Here is a 17,031-nt window from a genome sequence, read left to right as displayed (position 1 = left end):
CGGGATAAGCCCTCTCGCCATGGCAGGAACCGACATAACAAGGCTCAAAGTCACGGGCGGGCCGGCGGTCATTCTCGTTCGCCCGCAGCTTGGCGAGAACATCGGCACGGCGGCACGCGCCATGGCCAATTTCGGCCTGTCCGAGATGCGCATCGTCGCGCCGCGTGACGGCTGGCCGAGCGAAAGCGCCGCGAAGGCGGCGTCGGGCGCGGACTGGGTCCTGGACGAGGCGAAGCTCTACGAGACGACGGCGGATGCGGTCGCAGACCTTGCGTTCATCTATGCCACGACGGCGCGCCAGCGCGGCATGTCCAAGGAAGTGGTCGAGCCGGTCTCCGCGGCAGATGCGCTGTCGGCGCGCGAGGTTTCAGGCCAGCATTGCGGCATCCTGTTCGGCGGCGAACGCTCCGGCCTCGACAATGCCGATATCGCGCTCGCCGACGCCATCCTGACCTACCCGGTGAACCCCGCCTTCGCCTCGCTGAACCTCGCGCAGGCGGTTCTCATCATGTCCTACGAATGGCAGCGCGCGGCCGGCACCGCGGGCACCCGCGAAACCTTTGCAGGCGTTCCAGAGCCGGCACCGCGCGAGGAGCTGTTTCATTTCTTCGAGCACCTTGAGAGCGAGCTGGACGCCGGTGGGTTCCTGAAACCTCCGGAAAAGACGCCAGTCATCATCCGCAACATCCGCAACCTGTTCCACCGCGCGCAACTGACCTCGCAGGAGGTGCGCACCCTGCGCGGCATCATCGTTGCGCTGACGGGCAAGCGCTACCAGCGCCAGAAGGCAGCCGAATGAGACCGGTCCTGCTGTTCGACTCAGGCATCGGCGGGCTGACCGTTCTGCGCGAGATGCGGTTGCTTGGTCCCGCATACCCTTACGTCTACGTGGTCGACGATGCAGCGTTTCCCTACGGGGCTTGGGAGGAAGATGCGCTGCGCGAACATCTCGTCGTGCTGTTCGGCAAGTTGATCGAACGCTGGAACCCGCAGGCCATCGTCATTGCCTGCAACACCGCCTCCACGCTCGTCATCCACGACGTGCGCAAGGCCTACCCGGACCAGTGCTTCGTCGGCACCGTGCCGGCCATCAAGCCGGCGGCCGAGCGCACCCGGTCCGGTCTCGTGTCGGTGCTGGCAACGCCGGGCACTGTGAAGCGCCAATATACCCGCGACCTGATCCGCGACTACGGATCAAAGGTGCATGTGCGGCTCGTCGGCTCCAGCGCGCTGGCCGGGCTGGCGGAGACCTACATGCGGGCGGGATACGTGGACGAGGACGCCGTGCGCGCGGAGATCGCACCGTGCTTCCTGGAGCAGGACGGCAAGCGAACCGATATCGTCGTGCTCGCCTGCACCCACTACCCGTTCCTAGTCAACCGGATGCGCAAGGTCGCGCCATGGCCGGTGGACTGGATCGACCCCGCCGAGGCCATCGCGCGGCGTGCGCTTTCGCTGCTGCCGCCCGCCGAGGACGCCGACGCACTGCCGGCGGGCTACGCGGTCTTCACGTCAGGTCGCGACGACCTTGCCGCTGACCGGCTGCTGCTGACCTTCGGGCTGGAGCACGTGGAGGGCTGAGGCGGCCCGTGCGGCATTGACTTGGGCGGGAAAACCGCCTAATCACGCGCCTTTCCAAGGGCTGGCAACGGCCTTTGGCAGTCCCGACGTGACCCGTGGACGATTTCTGGCGCCTTGCCGCGATCGTCCTGTCAGTCCCGGCAAAATCCGGGGCAGAGGAGGGCGCGTTTCCACTTCCGTGCGGAGGCTTTTTCCTTCGTACGCAACGCTTTGAAGGAAATGCGATGAGCAAGCGTATCGACGCCAAGTACAAGATCGACCGGCGTATGGGCGAAAACATCTGGGGCCGCCCGAAGAGCCCCGTGAACCGCCGTGAATACGGCCCCGGTCAGCACGGCCAGCGCCGCAAGGGCAAGATGTCCGATTTCGGCCTGCAGCTGCGCGCCAAGCAGAAGCTGAAGGGCTACTACGGTTCCATCCCCGAGAAGCAGTTCCGTCGCACCTATGACGAAGCCAACCGTCTGCGTGGCGATACCAGCGCCAACCTGATCGGCCTGCTGGAAAGCCGCCTCGACGCGATGGTCTACCGCGCCAAGTTCGTGCCGACCGTCTTCGCCGCACGCCAGTTCGTGAACCATGGCCACGTGAAGGTGAACGGCCGCAAGGTCAACATCCCGTCCTACCGCTGCAAGCCGGACGACGTGATCGAGATCAAGGACGCCTCCAAGCAGCTCGCGCTGGTTATTGAAGCCACCCAGAGCTCCGAGCGCGACGTGCCGGAATACGTGGACGTCGACCACTCCAAGATGACCGCGAAGTACGTTCGCGTCCCGACCCTTGCGGACGTGCCGTACCCGGTGATGATGGAGCCGAACCTCGTGGTCGAGTTCTACTCGCGCTAACGAAGGCGTGCCGGTCGCCCAAAGCGGCCGGCAACCAGGCACGCAAGGTATGGCGGACATGGCGGCCGAACCGGCGCAGCCTCAGCCAGACATTCATGGCCGGATCCTCGAGATCGGGGAGCTGGCCCTGTTTCAATATGCGCTGCCCGAACACACCGACTCATTCCTGACGAGCTATCGTGCCGACAAGCTGTGGGGCCGCAAGTTCCTCACGGTCACAAACCTCGTGCGTGCCGTGCGCAAGGCCCGGCGCGGCGACTATCGCCTCATCGTCCTGAGCGCGCCGATCTATCCCGGCTGGCACCCGCGCTCCTTCCTTGCAGCGTTGAAGTTCACCTTGCTGAAGGGCAAGCCGCAGCATCTATACGGGGCACTGGTAAGCCCACTGCTGTTTGAGCTGTTCCGCTTCATCCCGATGCCGCCGCTGATCGCGATCGACAAGGAAGATTCCTTCGCGATCCCGTCCCACCAGCATTTCCTGTTCGACAAGGCCGACCACTACTTCAAGCGCGAGTTGCCGGTGGACCACTGGCAGGTGCTGTACGGCTCCGCCCACCGCCGTCTTCCCGGCTACAACTTCCGGTCCAAGAAGGCGTGGCAACGCCGGATTGCCAAGCTCAAGCCGCTGATTCTCAGCACGGACGTGGTCAAGTCGGACATGGCGGCTGCAGCGTTTGGCGCCGAGAAGACAACCGACATCTTCTTTGCCGGGCAGACGGATGGAAATTCCGTCGTGCGCGGGCAGGTACCTGCCTTGATCGAGAAGCTGCGCGATGCCGGGTTCAAGGTCGATTACCCGACGCAGCGCATTCCCTACGACGAGTTCATCCAGCGTTGCGCGCAATCGTGGCTGACGCTGTCCCCGGAAGGGCTTGGCTGGGACTGCTTCCGCCATGTGGAGGCGGCCCTTGCAGGTTCGGTCCCGCTGATGAACGCGCCGACCATCCACCGCTACAAACCGCTGGTCGTCGGCGAACAGTGCCTTGTCTACTTCCCCGACGAGGACAACATCGTCGACGTGGTGACCGCCGCACTTGCCGACAAGCCACGACTTGAACGCATGGCGCGTTCGGCGCATGAACACGCCAAGGCGCACCTGACCTTGCCGGCATGCGCCCGCGACATTGTCGAAACCTATGGCCGCCCTGCCGCGACCGCTGGCAGCAGCACGAAAGCGAGTTCCCGATGACCCGTGTCTATGAAAGCCGCAAACGCATTCTCGTGACGGGCGGTGCGGGGTTCCTCGGCTCGCACCTGATCGACCGGCTGCTGGAGCAGGGGCACGAGGTGCTTTGCGTCGACAATCTGTTCACCGGCACGAAGCGCAATCTCGATCACCTACATGCGAACCCGCATTTCGAGTTCATGCGCCATGACGTGACGATGCCGCTCTACGTGGAGGTGGACGAGATCTACAATCTCGCGTGCCCGGCGTCGCCCGTGCACTACCAGCACGACCCGATCCAGACGACGAAGACATCGGTGCACGGCGCGATCAACATGCTGGGGCTGGCCAAGCGCCTGCGCTGCAAGATCATGCAGGCCTCCACCAGCGAGGTTTACGGCGATCCGACAGTCCACCCGCAAAAGGAGGAGTACTGGGGCAACGTGAATCCCATCGGCATCCGCGCCTGCTACGACGAGGGCAAGCGCTGCGCCGAGACCCTGTTCTTCGACTATCACCGCACGCTGGGCCTGCCGATCAAGGTGGCGCGCATCTTCAACACCTACGGGCCGCGCATGCACCATGCGGACGGGCGCGTGGTGTCGAACTTCATCATCCAGGCGCTGTGCAACGATCCGATCTCGATCTACGGCGACGGAAGCCAGACGCGCTCGTTCTGCTTCGCGGACGACATGGTCTCGGGCTTCATCAAGCTCATGGAAAGCGACGGCGACGTGACCGGGCCGATCAACCTCGGCAACCCGCACGAAATCACCATCCGCGAACTGGCCGAGCGGGTGATCTCCATGACCGGATCGACGTCACACATCGTCTCGCGTCCGCTGCCCGCCGACGATCCCCTGCAGCGTCAGCCTGACATCACCAAGGCGCGCAGCACGCTTGGCTGGGAACCGAACGTCGCGCTGGAAGACGGGCTGGGGCGGACCATCGAGTACTTCCGCAAGCGCCTCAAGGAACTGACGCTCGCCTGAACGATCTGCAATATTTGCCCCTTGTCTGTGCCCGCTCACTGCGTAATTATTCGAAAACACGAATATAAAAAGCGGGCCAAACGTGCCTGCGTGACATCACGGGAGGCAGGCATGGTCGACAGACGGACGTTCCTCAAGGGCGCTGCGACGGGCGCGAGCTTTTCTCAAGTCTCCAGCACGGCAGGCCTCGCCGGTGCCGCGGGCAGTGCGGCGCTGGCATTCTCCTCGCAGGCCATCGCCCATCCTGCAGATGTGCACAGGTTTTCGTTTGGCGAATTCGAGGTGATGGTCCTGTCCGACGGCGCGATCAATCTCCCGGTATCGGTACTGACCGAGAACATGGATGCGGAGAAGGCCAAGGCATTCCTCGCCGAAAACGGCCAGCCGACGGACATTCGCCCCGGCGCGGTCAATGTCGTCATGCTGAAACGCGGCGACGAAGTGATGATGATGGATGTCGGTTCGGGGATGAACTTCCTCGAAACCGCCGGCCGGCTCGATGAATCGCTCGACATGGCCGATATCGACCGTGACGCGGTGACGAATGTCGTCATCACCCATGCGCACCCGGACCACATCTGGGGCATTATCGACGACTTCGAGGAAGCGCCGCGTTTTGGCAACGCCGACTACACGATCTCGGCGACGGAGTTCGATTTCTGGATGGCCGACGGACGCGTGGAGCAGCTACCCGACAGCCTCAAGCCGTTCGCACTGGGTGCACAGCGCAACCTGTCGCCGGTGGCCGAACGCACGACCATGGCGCAGGACAACCACGAGGTCGCGCCGGGCGTGACGATGATCGCGACACCGGGACACACGCCCGGACACATGTCGGTGCTGATCGAATCCGAGGGCAAGCAGCTACTCATCACGGGCGACACATTCACCCACGATCTTATCGCGTTCCAGAAGCCCGACTGGCATTTCGGCCTCGACATGGACCACGCCCAGGCCGCCGAGACGCGGGTGCAGCTTCTCAAGCGGATCGTCGCCGACGACATCGCGCTGATCGGCTACCACCTGACATGGCCCGGTGTCGGGCACGTGGAGGAAAAGGACAGCGGGTACCGCTACGTCGCGGGTCTCTGATCGGCATCAAGCGATCCGGGCAACGCACTAAAAAAGGGGCCGTGAGGCCCCTTTGTCATGTCTGTCTCTATAACCTGGCAGTGAGCCGAGGTTATCTGGCAGGTGAGCCGAGGCGTCTGCCTCAGGCGCTCTGCTTGGCAGTGGCGATGCCCTTTTCGCCGAGCATGTCCTGCAGCTCGCCAGCCTGGAACATCTCGCGGATGATGTCGCAACCGCCCACGAAATCGCCCTTCACGTAGAGCTGCGGAATCGTCGGCCAGTTGGAATAGGCCTTCACGCCTTCGCGGATTTCCATGTTCTCCAGCACGTTCACGCCCTTGTAGGGCACGCCAAGGTAGTCGAGAATCTGGACGACCTGCCCGGAGAAACCGCATTGCGGGAACGAGGGCGTGCCCTTCATGAAGAGTAGAACGTCGTTGTTCTTCACTTCGGCGTCGATCATGTCGTTGACGGCATTCATCGATTTCTTCCTTTCCCTGCCGGGTGCAAGGCCCGGCGTTCAAGCAATTCGTTGATCCCAAGATGGCGGCGCGAGGAGCGCCTCGCAATGCCGTTCACCGTGGTTTGACCAGAAATTCAGCGTGAATTATCGCATTTTCAGCGGCGTTCGCCAATACGCGCCTTACTCCGGCGCGCTGGTCTGCAGTGCAAGCGCGTGCAGTACTCCGCCCATGTTGCCCTGAAGGGCCTGGTAGACCATCTGGTGCTGCTGGACGCGGCTCTTGCCGCGAAATTCTTCCGACACCACCGTGGCGGCATAATGGTCGCCGTCGCCGGCAAGGTCCTGAATGGAAACCTTCGCGTCGGGGATGGCCTGCTTGATGAGCCGCACGATCTCGTTTTCGTCCATGGGCATGGATGCACCGTTCTCCCGTGCTTATTGGTCGGCCATGTAGGCCGGGAACCAGGATTCGTGCGTATGGTGCAACGTTTCCACCGAAACAGACAATGCCGATCCAACGCGCAGGGCCGGACCGCCGGTCTGGCCGATGACTTCAGCCGGTATCCCGTTTGCCGCCGCATCACCCATCACGCGGGCGACATGCTGCTGTGTCACGGTCAGCACGTAGCGGGACTGGTCCTCGCCGAACAGCTTTGCATGCAGGTCAGGTGATTCCGGCATGTCAACGACCGCGCCCATCTTTCCGGCCATCGCCATTTCGGCAAGCGTGACGAGCAGGCCGCCGTTGGAGATGTCGTGGCAGGCGGTGACGCGCTCGTGGCGGATGGCTGAACGCACCATGTCGCCGTTGCGCAGTTCAACCTCAAGGTCCACCGGCGGGGGCGGGCCTTCATTGCGGTCGAGGCATTCGCGCAGGTAGGTCGAACAGCCAAGATGCGTGCCGTGGCCGCCGATGAGGATGATCGCCTCGCCTTCGGCTTTGAAGGCAATGGTCGCCATCACGTCGATATCCGGCAGCAGTCCGACGCCGCCGATGGCCGGCGTCGGCAGGATGCCGGTGCCGTTGGTCTCGTTGTAGAGCGACACGTTGCCGGAGACGACGGGGAAAGCGAGCAGGCGGCAGGCTTCGCCGATGCCCTCGATGCAGCCGACGAACTGGCCCATGATTTCCGGGCGTTCCGGGTTGCCGAAATTCAGGTTGTCGGTGATGGCAAGTGGCTGCGACCCCACGGCGGTCAGGTTGCGCCAGACCTCGGCCACGGCCTGCTTGCCGCCCTCGTAGGGGTCGGCGTGGCAGTAGCGCGGGTTCACGTCGACGCTGAAAGCAAGCCCCTTGGTGCTGTCGCTGTCGACGCGCACCACCGCGGCATCGCCGCCGGGGCGCTGCATGGTGTTGCCCATGACGAGGTGGTCGTACTGCTCCCACACCCAGCGGCGGGAGGAATTGTTCGGCCCGCCGATGATGGTCATCAGCGCCTCGGCATAGTCGCGCGGTGGCGACACGGATTCATGCGGCAGGTCGGCAGGCGCCTCGGTGCGCATGAAGGGACGGTCGTATTCGGGGGCCTCGTCGCCGAGTTCCATGATTGGCAGGTCGGCCATGGTGTCGCCGTTGTGGCGGATGAGGAATCGCTTGGTGTCGGTCGTCTCGCCGACGACGGCGAAATCCAGACCCCACTTCTCGAAGATCGCGCGGGCCACGTCTTCCTTGTCGGGGTTGAGGACCATGAGCATGCGCTCCTGGCTCTCCGACAGCATCATCTCGTAGGCGCTCATGCCGTCTTCGCGGCAGGGCACGTGTTCGAGGTCCAGTGTCACGCCGAGGTCGCCCTTAGCGCCCATTTCGACGGCCGAACAGGTGAGGCCCGCTGCGCCCATGTCCTGGATCGCGATGACCGAGCCAGACTGCATCAGCTCAAGGCAGGCTTCCAGCAGCAGCTTTTCGGAGAACGGATCGCCGACCTGCACGGTCGGGCGCTTCTCCTCGGCATCCTCGCCGAACTCGGCAGAGGCCATGGTCGCGCCGTGGATGCCGTCGCGCCCGGTCTTGGAGCCGAGATAGACGATGGGTTTCCCGATGCCGGTGGCCTTGGCGTAGAAGATCGAGTCCTTGTCGGCGATGCCGGCCGCAAACGCGTTGACGAGGTTGTTGCCGTTGTAGCTCTCGTGGAACTCCACCTCGCCGCCCACGGTCGGGACGCCGAAGGAATTGCCATAGCCGCCAACACCAGCCACCACCCCGCGCACCAGGTGGCGCGTCTTGGCGTGATCGGGGTCGCCGAAGCGCAGTGCGTTCATCGCCGCGATGGGGCGCGCGCCCATGGTGAACACGTCGCGCAGGATGCCGCCGACGCCCGTCGCCGCGCCCTGGTAGGGCTCGATGAAGGAGGGGTGGTTGTGGCTCTCCATCTTGAAGACGCAGACTTGCCCGTCGCCGATATCGACGATGCCGGCATTCTCGCCGGGGCCGCACACGACCTGCGGTCCCTTGGTCGGCAGGGTCTTCAGCCAGATCTTGGAGGACTTGTAGGAGCAGTGCTCGTTCCACATGGCCGAGAAGATGCCGAGTTCCGTCACGGTCGGCTCACGGCCGATCAGTTGCAGGATGCGCTCGTACTCTTCGGGCTTGATGCCATGCTCGGCGACGAGCTCCGGGGAAATCTTGGGGTCGTTGGGAATCATGTCTGCCCGTTGAATTGGCGTTGTGTTCCTGGTTGGCACTGGACTACCGCAACAGGGCAGGGTCTGCCACTGGCAAAGTGCCGCTTTCGCGACAAAGTCGCTTCAATTCGACCCGTCAGTCGGCCGGCGCTGCCAGGCACGGTCGAGAGTGATCTGGCGCTCGCCGCCACGGCTCCAGCCGCCGGCAAACAGCACTTTCTCGCCAAGGTGCCGGCCCTTGGTCGAATAGGTGACGCACATCACCTGCACCTGCGTTTCCTCGCACATGACGAGATAGGCGAGCGCGGTGTCCTGCTCGATGACCACCAGCTTGCCGGTGATCGCGAAGGAGACCCGTCCATCGACCGGCGGCGCAAGATCGATCCAGTCTTCCGCCGTCTCGCAGGTCGCGGGAACGTCCGGGTAGGCCTCGCCCAGAACAAACGGACTGTCCGGCGACTGCCAGTCGCGGGCCTGTGCGCCTGCGCTCCATGCCAGCGATGATGTCAGCACGGATGCCAGCAGGACTGCCGTGGCGCGCCGCGCGTGCATCATCGGTTGCGTAGCCCGGTCAGGCCGCAGAGGCGACGGAGGAAAACAGGCCCAGCCCGTCGAGGCCGCCCTGGCGCTCGTCGGTCATGTCCTCGGGGTGCGGCATCATGCCGAGCACGTTGCCGCTTTCGTTCAGGATGCCGGCGATGTTGCGCTGGGAGCCGTTGCAGTTGGCTTCGTCCGTGATCGCGCCCTTCTCGTCGCAGTAGCGCAGCACGACGCGGCCATCGCCTTCGAGGCGGTCGAGCGTCTCGCTCTCGGCGAAGTAGTTGCCGTCGCCGTGGGCAACCGGCACGCGGATCACCTGACCCGGCTGGTAGGCCGAGGTAAAGGGCGTCTGCGTGTTCTCGATCTTCAGGTGCACGTCGCGGCAGATGAACTTCAGGCTCGCGTTGCGCATCAGCGCGCCGGGCAGAAGGCCGGTTTCGGTCAGCATCTGGAAGCCGTTGCACACGCCGAGCACGTAGCCGCCGCGCTCAGCATGGGCCATCACCGCTGGCATGATCGGCGAGCGCGCGGCAATCGCGCCGCAGCGCAGGTAGTCGCCGTAGGAGAAGCCGCCGGGCAGCACCACCAGATCAACATCGGGCAGGTCCGTTTCGCCGTGCCAGACGATCTGCGCGTCATTGCCGGACGCGCGCTTCAGCGCGGCGGCCATGTCACGTTCGCGGTTGGTGCCGGGGAAGAGGATGATGGCGGACTTCACGTGCTCTGCCTCGTCAGTTGACCAGTTCGATGGCGTAGTTCTCGATCACGGTATTGGCGAGGAGCTTCTCGCACATCTGCTCGACCTGCTTGCGGGCGCTGTCGCGGTCGGTCTGCTCCAGCTCGATCTCGATCAGCTTGCCCTGGCGGACATTGTCGACGCCGTCGAAGCCGAGCGTGGAGAGCGCGCCTTCGATGGCCTTGCCCTGCGGGTCGAGAACGCCCTTCTTGAGCGTCACGGTAACGCGTGCCTTCATGGATTCCCTCACTTGACCAGCACGGGGCCGCGCGTGGCGATCGGCTCGTTTTCGGAAACGATGCCGAGCCGGCGGGCCACCTCGGTATAGGCTTCGACCAGCCCGCCCATGTCGCGGCGGAAGCGGTCCTTGTCCAGCTTCTCGTCGGAGCCGATGTCCCACAGGCGGCAGGAATCGGGGCTGATCTCGTCGGCCAGCACGATGCGGACCATGTCGTTCTCGTACAGGCGGCCGAACTCGATCTTGAAGTCGACGAGGCGGATGCCGCAGCCTAGGAAAAGGCCGGTCAGGAAGTCGTTGACGCGGATGGCGAGCGACATGATGTCGTCGATTTCCTGCGGCGCTGCCCAGCCGAACGCGGTGATGTGTTCCTCGGCCACCAGCGGGTCGCCCAGCTCGTCGTTTTTGTAGCAGAACTCGATGATGGAGCGCGGCAGCTGGGTGCCTTCCTCAAGCCCGAGGCGCTTGGACAGCGACCCGGCGGCGACGTTGCGCACGATCACCTCGAGCGGCACGATCTCGACTTCGCGGATCAGCTGCTCGCGCATGTTGAGGCGACGGATGAAGTGCGTCGGAACGCCGATGGCGTTGAGGTTGGTGAAGATGTGCTCGGAGATGCGGTTGTTCAGCACGCCCTTGCCTTCGATCACGTCCTTTTTCTGGGCGTTGAAGGCGGTCGCATCGTCCTTGAAATGCTGGATGAGGGTGCCGGGCTCGGGGCCTTCGTAGAGGATCTTGGCCTTGCCCTCGTAAATCCTGCGGCGGCGGTTCATGGGTCGTTCGTCCTTGCGGTTTGCCGGTACAGCGGCAACGGGTCCGGGCTGACGCGACGGCTATCAGGCCATCGGCAGCCGGTTGGCGGTTCAAATCCCGCCGTTTTCCTGAATCGGAAAATTGGCGCGACCCTATCCGATAGACGTGCGCTGCACAATCGCGTTGGATGGGGGAACGAGGTGCGCAATTCAGGCGCGGAAAGCAGCTTTGCCGCGTCCCGGCGCGTTGATTTCGCCCAACTCACACTATATCGATTTCGGGCATAAGTTCGGCAGGGTGCGAGAGCGCACCGCAGCACGACAAATTCGGAGGCCTGCAGATGACCACGTTCGACAAGCGCAAGGACGGATTCGAGAACAAGTTCGCCCATGACGAGGAGCTGCGCTTCAAGGCGACGGCGCGCCGCAACCGCCTGCTGGGCGAGTGGGCGGCGGAAAAGCTCGGCAAGTCCGGCGAGGAAGCCGAGGCCTATGCCAAGACCGTTGTGCTGGCCGACTTCGAGGAGCCGGGCGACGAGGACGTGTTCCGCAAGGTTCGCGGTGACTTCGACGCCAACAACGTGGACCAGAGCGACCACCAGATTCGCCGCACCATGGACGAGCTGATGGCGACCGCTATCCAGCAGGTCAGCAGCGAGGCCTGAGGCCCGTGTCGGCCAAGGCCAGCCCGACGCTTGCAAGCCGCCTCGCCGCCGGGGAGTTCATCCTCAGCGGCTGGGCGCAGCTTTCCGACCCGTTGAGCATCGAGGCCATCGCGCGGGCCGGGTTCAGCGCGATCTGCATGGATTGCCAGCACGGCTATGCCGGCTACGAGGCGACCAAAGCCAACGTGCTTGCCTGCGCTGCGGGCGGGGCAGCGCCCATCGTTCGGATGCCGCATGGCGATTTTGCCTTTGCCGCGCGTGCGCTGGATCTCGGGGCGGAAGCCGTCATCGCGCCGATGATCAACTCCGTTGCCGATGCAAAGCGGTTCGTCGAAGCGGTGAAATATCCTCCACTCGGCGAACGCAGCTGGGGACCGGCGCGGATGATGCACGTGTGGGGCACCGACGCGAACACCTGGGTCGGGCAGGGAAATTCCACCCAGCTCGCGCTTGCCATGTGCGAGACGCGCGAGGCGCTGGAGGCGGCTGACGATATCGTTGCCATCGAAGGCATCGACGGGCTTTTCATCGGTCCCGCCGACATGTCCATGTCGATGAGCGCCGGCAGCAGCATGAACCCGGAAGACGACAGCGTGCTCGACGCCATCAAGGCCGTCGCGAAAGCCTGCAAGGCGCATGGCAAGCTTGCCACCGGCTACGCGCAGACGCCGAAGCTCGCGGACGCCTACCGCGAGGCCGGTTTTGCGCTGGTTTGCTGCGGCAGCGACTACGGCTTCATCCGCGCTGGCGCGGCCGGTGCGCTCAAATCCTTCGGCGGATAGGCAAGAATTTCGGAATTGGACCTTGGCAAGGCCGGTTCGTGGCCGATAATGCGCGCCAAAATGCACGGCGGAGGCCGAATTGGACCAGAAGAACCCGAACAGCCACATGCTGGACGACATGGACCCGGGGCGTGATGCGGCGCTCGACCGGCTGATCGCGCTGATTGAATCGGCGGGATCGCTGGAAGGGATCACCGACAAGTACTTCACCAACACGCGGCGCATCGTCGATGCCAACCACGCGGTGACGGCGAGCTACGCGGTGTTCATGCGCCGCCGCGTCATCGCAGCACTCGAGCCGGCCCGCCGCCTGCTGGAACGCTATGTGCCCGAGGCCGAGATCAGCACCTACTACCCGGAAGGCGCGCTGGTGCCTTCGGAAAAGAAGCTGATGAAGATCGACGTGCCGTTCGCGCGCATGTCGGAAGCGGAAACCGTACTTCTCCAAAAGATCGGCTTTCCCTGCGTGTGCGCCAACAACGCCTACGAGATGTGCCGCGCGGTGCCCTATGCCGCCTTCATCGACATGCATGCCCGCCACGCCAGCGGCGCGGAGATGAACCTGCTGGCGGCCTACGGCGCGGCAGTCGGCAGCGACGCGGCACGCGCCAAGGACCCGAGCGTGCGGGGGTTCACCGGCTCCTCGCAGGACCTGACAGCGCCGCTCTACGGCCAGAAGTCCGGCACAGGCACCATGCCCCATGCGCTCGTCGGCTATACCGACGGTGACGTGGTGCAGGCGCTGAAATATCTCGCGCCGATCCTGCCTGAGACCGCGCCCGTCATCGGCCTGGTGGACTATCGCGGTCTGGAGATCACCGACGCGCTGGCCGCCGCGCGCTGGTTCTACGAGGAAGAGAAGCTCGACCAGAAGGGCAAGACCTTCGGCGTGCGGCTCGACACCCACGGCGCGCGTTTCGCCGAAGGGCTGGGATACGAGCGCTCCATCGATGTCGTCGGCGAGTGGATGGATGTCGACGGCGAGTACAACATCGTCGAGGCGGTGCTCGGAACCCGCGCCTTCCAGCTTGATCCTGCCAACGTCATCGTCGACCGCGTCCGCAAGCTGCTGTTCGGTACCGGCGTGTCCATCGCCTCGATCATCAACATGCGGCTCGAACTGGACAAAGCCGGCTACAAAGGCGCGCAGATCGTCGCCTCGTCCGGCTTTGACGCGCAGAAGTGCCAGGTGGTCGGCGCGGTGCGTGCGCCGGTCGATGCCATCGGTACCGGGTCCTTCCTGCCCGCCACCATGTCCGAGACCTACGCCACCGCCGACATCATCGCCTATGACGGTGTGAACCGGGTGAAGGTCGGCCGCGAGTTCCTGTTCGACTGATGGTCACCGTTTCGCGGATCGTCGCGGGCGACCAGCCAGACTGGCGCGACCTGTATCGCGGATATGCCGCCTTCCAGAACGCAAGCCTGAGTGACGATGCGCTGGACCGGCTCTGGCAGGAAATCATCGACGACACGCAGCCCATGCTCGGCGCAATCGCGCGGCTTGATGGTGTTGCCGTCGGGCTGGTGCATTTCCAGCCGTTCTACCGGCCCCTGCAAGCGTGCTGGAACGGCTTCGTCAACGACATCTACGTGTCCGATGCCGCGCGCGGAAGCGGTGCCGCAGATGCGCTGATGAAGGCGGTGCGCGACCATGCAAGATCAGCGGGCTGGGGCGAAGTGCGCTGGGCGACGGGTGCGGACAATGCCCGCGCCATGGCCTTCTACGACCGGGTCTCGCAACGCACGCCACTGGTGACCTACAAGATGCCGATCACGCCCGACGAGGACTGAGGCATTTGCCCCTAGAGCCTGCTCAGGAAGGTCGTGAAGGTCATCAGGCCTTCGGGCCACGGGCCGTGGCCGGAATCGGCGTTCAGATGGCCTGAATCGCCGGCATCCACCAGCAGCGAACCCCAAGCATTGGCGAGGTCGCCCGCCGCATCGAGGCTGCAATAGGGGTCCGTCTTGGAGGCAGCCATCAGCGAGGGGAATGGCAGCGGATCGCGCGGGATCGGCAGGAAGGTTCCTGCGTCCGGCACCATCTTCAGCCGGGTTTCGAGGTCGGGCGGTGCGACGATGAACGCGCCGCGCACATCGTGGCCCTCAAGCCGCGGCGCGACGTGGGCCAGCGCCAACGTTCCCAGCGAATGGGCCATGAAGACGATGGGCCGCTCGGCGCGCTCGACATGCTCCATGATGCGGTCGCACCAGGACTTGGGCTCCGGCTTCCACCACTCGTCCTGCTCGACGACGGTCGCGGTGCCGATGCGTTCCGCCCAGCGCCGGTACCAGTGGTTATCGGTGCCGCCGCCGAGACCCGGCAGCATCAGCAAGTCTGCTTCGCGCGCCTTCACGCGTCAGGCCTTTGAGGAGCCGAAGACACGCTCGAAGATCGTGTCGACATGCTTGAAGTGGTAGCCGAGGTCGAAAAGCTCCTCGAGCTTCTCATCGCTCAGCTTGGCACTCACGTCCGCGTCATTCTTGAGGAAGGTCAGGAAGTCGCCTTCGCCGCGCCAGACCGGCATCGCGTTGCGCTGGACGAGCCGGTAGGCGTCCTCGCGGCTGGTGCCGGCCTCGACGAGCGCCAGCAGGATGCGCTGGGAGTGCACCAGTCCGCCGAGTGCGTCGAGGTTCGCCTGCATGCGCTCCGGGTAGACCAGCAGCTTGTCGACCACGCCAGTGAGGCGGGCCAGCGCGAAATCGAGCGTCACGGTTGCGTCCGGGCCGATCATGCGCTCCACGGAGGAGTGCGAGATATCGCGCTCGTGCCACAGCGCGACGTTCTCCATCGCGGGCATCGCGTAGGAGCGCACCATGCGGGCGAGGCCGGTGAGGTTCTCGGTCAGCACGGGATTGCGCTTGTGGGGCATCGCCGAGGAGCCCTTCTGGCCCGGCGAGAAATACTCTTCTGCTTCAAGCACTTCGGTGCGCTGCAGGTGGCGCACTTCCACCGAAAGGCGCTCGATAGACGACGCAATGACGCCGAGCGTTGCGAAGAACATGGCGTGCCGGTCGCGGGGGATGACCTGCGTGGAGACCGGTTCGACCGTGAGGCCCAGCTTGTCGGCGACATAGGCTTCGACGCGCGGGTCGACATTGGCGAAGGTGCCGACCGCACCCGACAGCGCGCAGGTGGCGATTTCCGCGCGGGCTGCTTCAAGCCGCGCCTTGCAGCGGGCGAACTCGGCGTAGGCTTCCGCCATCTTGAGGCCGAAGGTGACCGGCTCTGCATGGATGCCGTGGCTGCGGCCGATGGTCGGCGTCATCTTGTGTTCGAAGGCGCGCTTGCGGATAGCGGCCAGCAGCGCATCGAGGTCGGCCAGCAGGATGTCGGAGGCGCGGGCCAGCTGCACGTTGAAGCAGGTGTCCAGCACGTCGGAAGAGGTCAGTCCCTTGTGGACGAAGCGCGAATCCTCGCCGACATGCTCGGCCAGATGCGTGAGGAAGGCGATGACATCGTGCTTCACCTCGCGCTCGATCTCGTCGATGCGCGCCACGTCGAATTCCGCCTTCGAGCCGCGCTCCCAGATGGTGTCGGCGGCGGATTGCGGGATCTCGCCGATCTCGGCCATTGCCATTGCGGCATAGGCCTCGATTTCAAACCAGATGCGGAACTTCGTTTCGGGCTGCCAGATGGCAACCATGTCGGGGCGGGAATAACGCGGGATCACGGCAGGCTTTCCGGAAGGTTCAAGGCAACGAAACGGGCAGGCCGCCGCCGCCGGGCCAAGGTTGCGCCGTCTCTAACAGAGCCGCGCGCGCGGCTCAATGCGCCTTGGACCTGCCGGGAAGGTTCGGGTGGTTCAGAAGGAGATCGGAACCGCGATGACGCGGCGTCTCGGGCCTTCAAAGCCGACCTGGATGACGCTGATTATCGCCACCGCCCGGTCGAACGGGGCTTCCATCGGCATGACGATGGCTGCGACCTGGTAATCCAGCGGGCAGTTGCGGCTCTTGGGGATCGAGGTGTCGCGGTAGACCTCGACGCCGTCGAGCGCCAGCGCAAAGCCGTAGGTGTCGCCCATCTGCTGGCAGATTGGCTTGTCGGGCAGGTTCACTGTCGTCAGCGTCAGGCGGCGCGGCGCGACGTTCGAGGTCAGGCCGGGGATGGGATTGAACGCAATCTGGCGCGGGTTGGCATCGTGCTCGGTGGGCGGGTCGGCGGCAACGAGGCGTGCGGGCTGGGAAATGCCGTAATCGGCAAGCGTGCCCTCGGCCTGTGCGTGCACCTGCGCCAGCGCCTCGCCGATGCTCATCTGGTCGTCCTCGGGGAGCACGCGGAACGGCGCGCCGCCGACATATCGGTCCTGGTCGAGGTCGACCACGTAGAGCGCGGCATAGGGGAAGCCGGACCCATCCTGCCGGCCGTATTCGGCAAAGGCGAAATGGCTGCCATCCTGCGAGTACCCGACCACCTGCCAAGCGGCGAGATCGCCCGCGCTGGCGCGCGACGGGATCATCGCGAGCACAGCGGCAATGAGAACCAGTGCGGCTGCCAGAATGAGGCGCAATTTGCTGTCGGGGCGGCGTCCCAGGACCGGAAATGCCATGTCTTTCTTCCTCCGGTATGCTAGCAGCG

General features: G+C 64.6%; 20 protein-coding genes. 10 read left to right on the top strand and 10 right to left on the bottom strand.

All coding sequences use genetic code 11. The annotated features are described in order from the left end of the window. The first annotated feature begins 19 nt into the window (after positions 1 to 19). The 6 genes from ACKTEK_RS09560 to ACKTEK_RS09535 all read left to right on the top strand — a co-directional run bounded on the left by ACKTEK_RS09560 (position 20) and on the right by ACKTEK_RS09535 (position 5,672). Positions 20 to 799 carry an RNA methyltransferase gene (locus tag ACKTEK_RS09560; RefSeq protein WP_409165060.1) on the top strand — a complete coding sequence of 260 codons (780 nt, stop codon included), beginning with the start codon at positions 20 to 22 and terminating at the stop codon, positions 797 to 799. Next, the gene (gene murI / locus ACKTEK_RS09555; protein ID WP_409165059.1) at positions 796 to 1,581 is read left to right on the top strand and encodes a glutamate racemase; all 786 of its coding nucleotides are present in this window, start codon (positions 796 to 798) and stop codon (positions 1,579 to 1,581) included. The genes ACKTEK_RS09560 and murI overlap by 4 nt, the downstream gene beginning before the upstream one ends. A gap of 224 nt (positions 1,582 to 1,805) precedes the next feature. After that, the gene (gene rpsD / locus ACKTEK_RS09550) at positions 1,806 to 2,423 is read left to right on the top strand and encodes a 30S ribosomal protein S4 (protein ID WP_409165058.1); all 618 of its coding nucleotides are present in this window, start codon (positions 1,806 to 1,808) and stop codon (positions 2,421 to 2,423) included. A 58-nt stretch (positions 2,424 to 2,481) separates the two neighbouring features. Continuing rightward, positions 2,482 to 3,612 carry a glycosyltransferase gene (locus tag ACKTEK_RS09545; RefSeq protein WP_409165057.1) on the top strand — a complete coding sequence of 377 codons (1,131 nt, stop codon included), beginning with the start codon at positions 2,482 to 2,484 and terminating at the stop codon, positions 3,610 to 3,612. After that, positions 3,609 to 4,580 (top strand): UDP-glucuronic acid decarboxylase family protein, encoded by a 972-nt coding sequence (locus ACKTEK_RS09540; RefSeq protein ID WP_409165056.1) that lies wholly within the window; start codon positions 3,609 to 3,611, stop codon positions 4,578 to 4,580. Before ACKTEK_RS09545 ends, ACKTEK_RS09540 begins: the two co-directional genes overlap by 4 nt. Before the next feature lie 111 nt (positions 4,581 to 4,691). Further along, positions 4,692 to 5,672: an MBL fold metallo-hydrolase gene (locus tag ACKTEK_RS09535; protein WP_409165055.1), complete on the top strand. Its 981-nt coding sequence runs from the start codon at positions 4,692 to 4,694 to the stop codon at positions 5,670 to 5,672. A 121-nt stretch (positions 5,673 to 5,793) separates the two neighbouring features. Here ACKTEK_RS09535 and grxD read toward each other — a convergent pair whose 3' ends face one another. The 7 genes from grxD to purC form a co-directional block, all read right to left on the bottom strand. Next, a complete protein-coding gene (gene grxD, locus ACKTEK_RS09530; RefSeq protein WP_409165054.1) occupies positions 5,794 to 6,132 on the bottom strand; it encodes a Grx4 family monothiol glutaredoxin in 339 nt (112 codons plus the stop codon). A gap of 162 nt (positions 6,133 to 6,294) precedes the next feature. Next, positions 6,295 to 6,528, bottom strand: a complete 234-nt coding sequence (locus tag ACKTEK_RS09525; protein ID WP_409165053.1) for a BolA family protein — start codon at positions 6,526 to 6,528, stop codon at positions 6,295 to 6,297. A 21-nt stretch (positions 6,529 to 6,549) separates the two neighbouring features. Next, on the bottom strand, positions 6,550 to 8,757 hold the full coding sequence (gene purL, locus ACKTEK_RS09520; RefSeq protein WP_409165052.1) for a phosphoribosylformylglycinamidine synthase subunit PurL: 2,208 nt from the start codon (positions 8,755 to 8,757) through the stop codon (positions 6,550 to 6,552). Between the two features lie 102 nt (positions 8,758 to 8,859). Continuing rightward, positions 8,860 to 9,291, bottom strand: a complete 432-nt coding sequence (locus tag ACKTEK_RS09515; protein WP_409165051.1) for a hypothetical protein — start codon at positions 9,289 to 9,291, stop codon at positions 8,860 to 8,862. A gap of 16 nt (positions 9,292 to 9,307) precedes the next feature. After that, positions 9,308 to 9,994, bottom strand: coding sequence for a phosphoribosylformylglycinamidine synthase subunit PurQ (gene purQ / locus ACKTEK_RS09510; protein WP_409165050.1), 687 nt, complete (start codon positions 9,992 to 9,994; stop codon positions 9,308 to 9,310). Between the two features lie 13 nt (positions 9,995 to 10,007). Beyond that, the gene (purS, locus tag ACKTEK_RS09505) at positions 10,008 to 10,250 is read right to left on the bottom strand and encodes a phosphoribosylformylglycinamidine synthase subunit PurS (protein ID WP_409165049.1); all 243 of its coding nucleotides are present in this window, start codon (positions 10,248 to 10,250) and stop codon (positions 10,008 to 10,010) included. Between the two features lie 8 nt (positions 10,251 to 10,258). After that, positions 10,259 to 11,023: a phosphoribosylaminoimidazolesuccinocarboxamide synthase gene (gene purC, locus ACKTEK_RS09500; RefSeq protein ID WP_409165048.1), complete on the bottom strand. Its 765-nt coding sequence runs from the start codon at positions 11,021 to 11,023 to the stop codon at positions 10,259 to 10,261. A gap of 320 nt (positions 11,024 to 11,343) precedes the next feature. On the opposite strand from purC, the gene ACKTEK_RS09495 reads away from it, so the two are divergent. The 4 genes from ACKTEK_RS09495 to ACKTEK_RS09480 all read left to right on the top strand — a co-directional run bounded on the left by ACKTEK_RS09495 (position 11,344) and on the right by ACKTEK_RS09480 (position 14,243). Continuing rightward, positions 11,344 to 11,667 (top strand): DUF1476 domain-containing protein, encoded by a 324-nt coding sequence (locus ACKTEK_RS09495; RefSeq protein ID WP_409165047.1) that lies wholly within the window; start codon positions 11,344 to 11,346, stop codon positions 11,665 to 11,667. Between the two features lie 5 nt (positions 11,668 to 11,672). Further along, a complete protein-coding gene (locus ACKTEK_RS09490) occupies positions 11,673 to 12,449 on the top strand; it encodes an HpcH/HpaI aldolase family protein (protein ID WP_409165046.1) in 777 nt (258 codons plus the stop codon). Between the two features lie 79 nt (positions 12,450 to 12,528). Beyond that, complete coding sequence (locus tag ACKTEK_RS09485; protein WP_409165045.1) at positions 12,529 to 13,788, top strand: hypothetical protein; 1,260 nt, start codon at positions 12,529 to 12,531, stop codon at positions 13,786 to 13,788. Beyond that, complete coding sequence (locus tag ACKTEK_RS09480; RefSeq protein ID WP_409165044.1) at positions 13,788 to 14,243, top strand: GNAT family N-acetyltransferase; 456 nt, start codon at positions 13,788 to 13,790, stop codon at positions 14,241 to 14,243. Before ACKTEK_RS09485 ends, ACKTEK_RS09480 begins: the two co-directional genes overlap by 1 nt. Positions 14,244 to 14,254: 11 nt before the next feature. Here the strand turns inward: ACKTEK_RS09480 and ACKTEK_RS09475 are convergent, their stop codons facing one another. The 3 genes from ACKTEK_RS09475 to ACKTEK_RS09465 all read right to left on the bottom strand — a co-directional run bounded on the left by ACKTEK_RS09475 (position 14,255) and on the right by ACKTEK_RS09465 (position 17,002). Next, positions 14,255 to 14,806 (bottom strand): RBBP9/YdeN family alpha/beta hydrolase, encoded by a 552-nt coding sequence (locus ACKTEK_RS09475; RefSeq protein WP_409165043.1) that lies wholly within the window; start codon positions 14,804 to 14,806, stop codon positions 14,255 to 14,257. A gap of 3 nt (positions 14,807 to 14,809) precedes the next feature. Further along, positions 14,810 to 16,123 (bottom strand): adenylosuccinate lyase, encoded by a 1,314-nt coding sequence (gene purB, locus ACKTEK_RS09470; RefSeq protein ID WP_409165042.1) that lies wholly within the window; start codon positions 16,121 to 16,123, stop codon positions 14,810 to 14,812. A 132-nt stretch (positions 16,124 to 16,255) separates the two neighbouring features. Next, positions 16,256 to 17,002 (bottom strand): DUF2259 domain-containing protein, encoded by a 747-nt coding sequence (locus ACKTEK_RS09465; RefSeq protein WP_409165041.1) that lies wholly within the window; start codon positions 17,000 to 17,002, stop codon positions 16,256 to 16,258. Between the last annotated feature and the right edge of the window lie 29 nt (positions 17,003 to 17,031).

It is taken from the genome of Tepidamorphus sp. 3E244 (genome assembly GCF_046159835.1).
Lineage (GTDB): Bacteria > Pseudomonadota > Alphaproteobacteria > Rhizobiales > Tepidamorphaceae > JACKJK01.
The sequence above is the reverse complement of the archived record's forward strand: the minus strand, read 5'-3'. Positions and strand labels throughout refer to the sequence as shown.

Coding starts and splice junctions, on each gene's coding strand:
- purC (WP_409165048.1), bottom strand. CDS start 11,023: ATGAACCGCCGCCGCAGGATTTACGAGGGCAAGGCCAAGATCCTCTAC.
- ACKTEK_RS09560 (WP_409165060.1), top strand. CDS start 20: ATGGCAGGAACCGACATAACAAGGCTCAAAGTCACGGGCGGGCCGGCG.
- rpsD (WP_409165058.1), top strand. CDS start 1,806: ATGAGCAAGCGTATCGACGCCAAGTACAAGATCGACCGGCGTATGGGC.
- purS (WP_409165049.1), bottom strand. CDS start 10,250: ATGAAGGCACGCGTTACCGTGACGCTCAAGAAGGGCGTTCTCGACCCG.
- ACKTEK_RS09515 (WP_409165051.1), bottom strand. CDS start 9,291: ATGATGCACGCGCGGCGCGCCACGGCAGTCCTGCTGGCATCCGTGCTG.
- ACKTEK_RS09535 (WP_409165055.1), top strand. CDS start 4,692: ATGGTCGACAGACGGACGTTCCTCAAGGGCGCTGCGACGGGCGCGAGC.
- murI (WP_409165059.1), top strand. CDS start 796: ATGAGACCGGTCCTGCTGTTCGACTCAGGCATCGGCGGGCTGACCGTT.
- ACKTEK_RS09495 (WP_409165047.1), top strand. CDS start 11,344: ATGACCACGTTCGACAAGCGCAAGGACGGATTCGAGAACAAGTTCGCC.
- ACKTEK_RS09465 (WP_409165041.1), bottom strand. CDS start 17,002: ATGGCATTTCCGGTCCTGGGACGCCGCCCCGACAGCAAATTGCGCCTC.
- purL (WP_409165052.1), bottom strand. CDS start 8,757: ATGATTCCCAACGACCCCAAGATTTCCCCGGAGCTCGTCGCCGAGCAT.
- ACKTEK_RS09540 (WP_409165056.1), top strand. CDS start 3,609: ATGACCCGTGTCTATGAAAGCCGCAAACGCATTCTCGTGACGGGCGGT.
- grxD (WP_409165054.1), bottom strand. CDS start 6,132: ATGAATGCCGTCAACGACATGATCGACGCCGAAGTGAAGAACAACGAC.
- ACKTEK_RS09545 (WP_409165057.1), top strand. CDS start 2,482: ATGGCGGCCGAACCGGCGCAGCCTCAGCCAGACATTCATGGCCGGATC.
- ACKTEK_RS09480 (WP_409165044.1), top strand. CDS start 13,788: ATGGTCACCGTTTCGCGGATCGTCGCGGGCGACCAGCCAGACTGGCGC.
- ACKTEK_RS09525 (WP_409165053.1), bottom strand. CDS start 6,528: ATGCCCATGGACGAAAACGAGATCGTGCGGCTCATCAAGCAGGCCATC.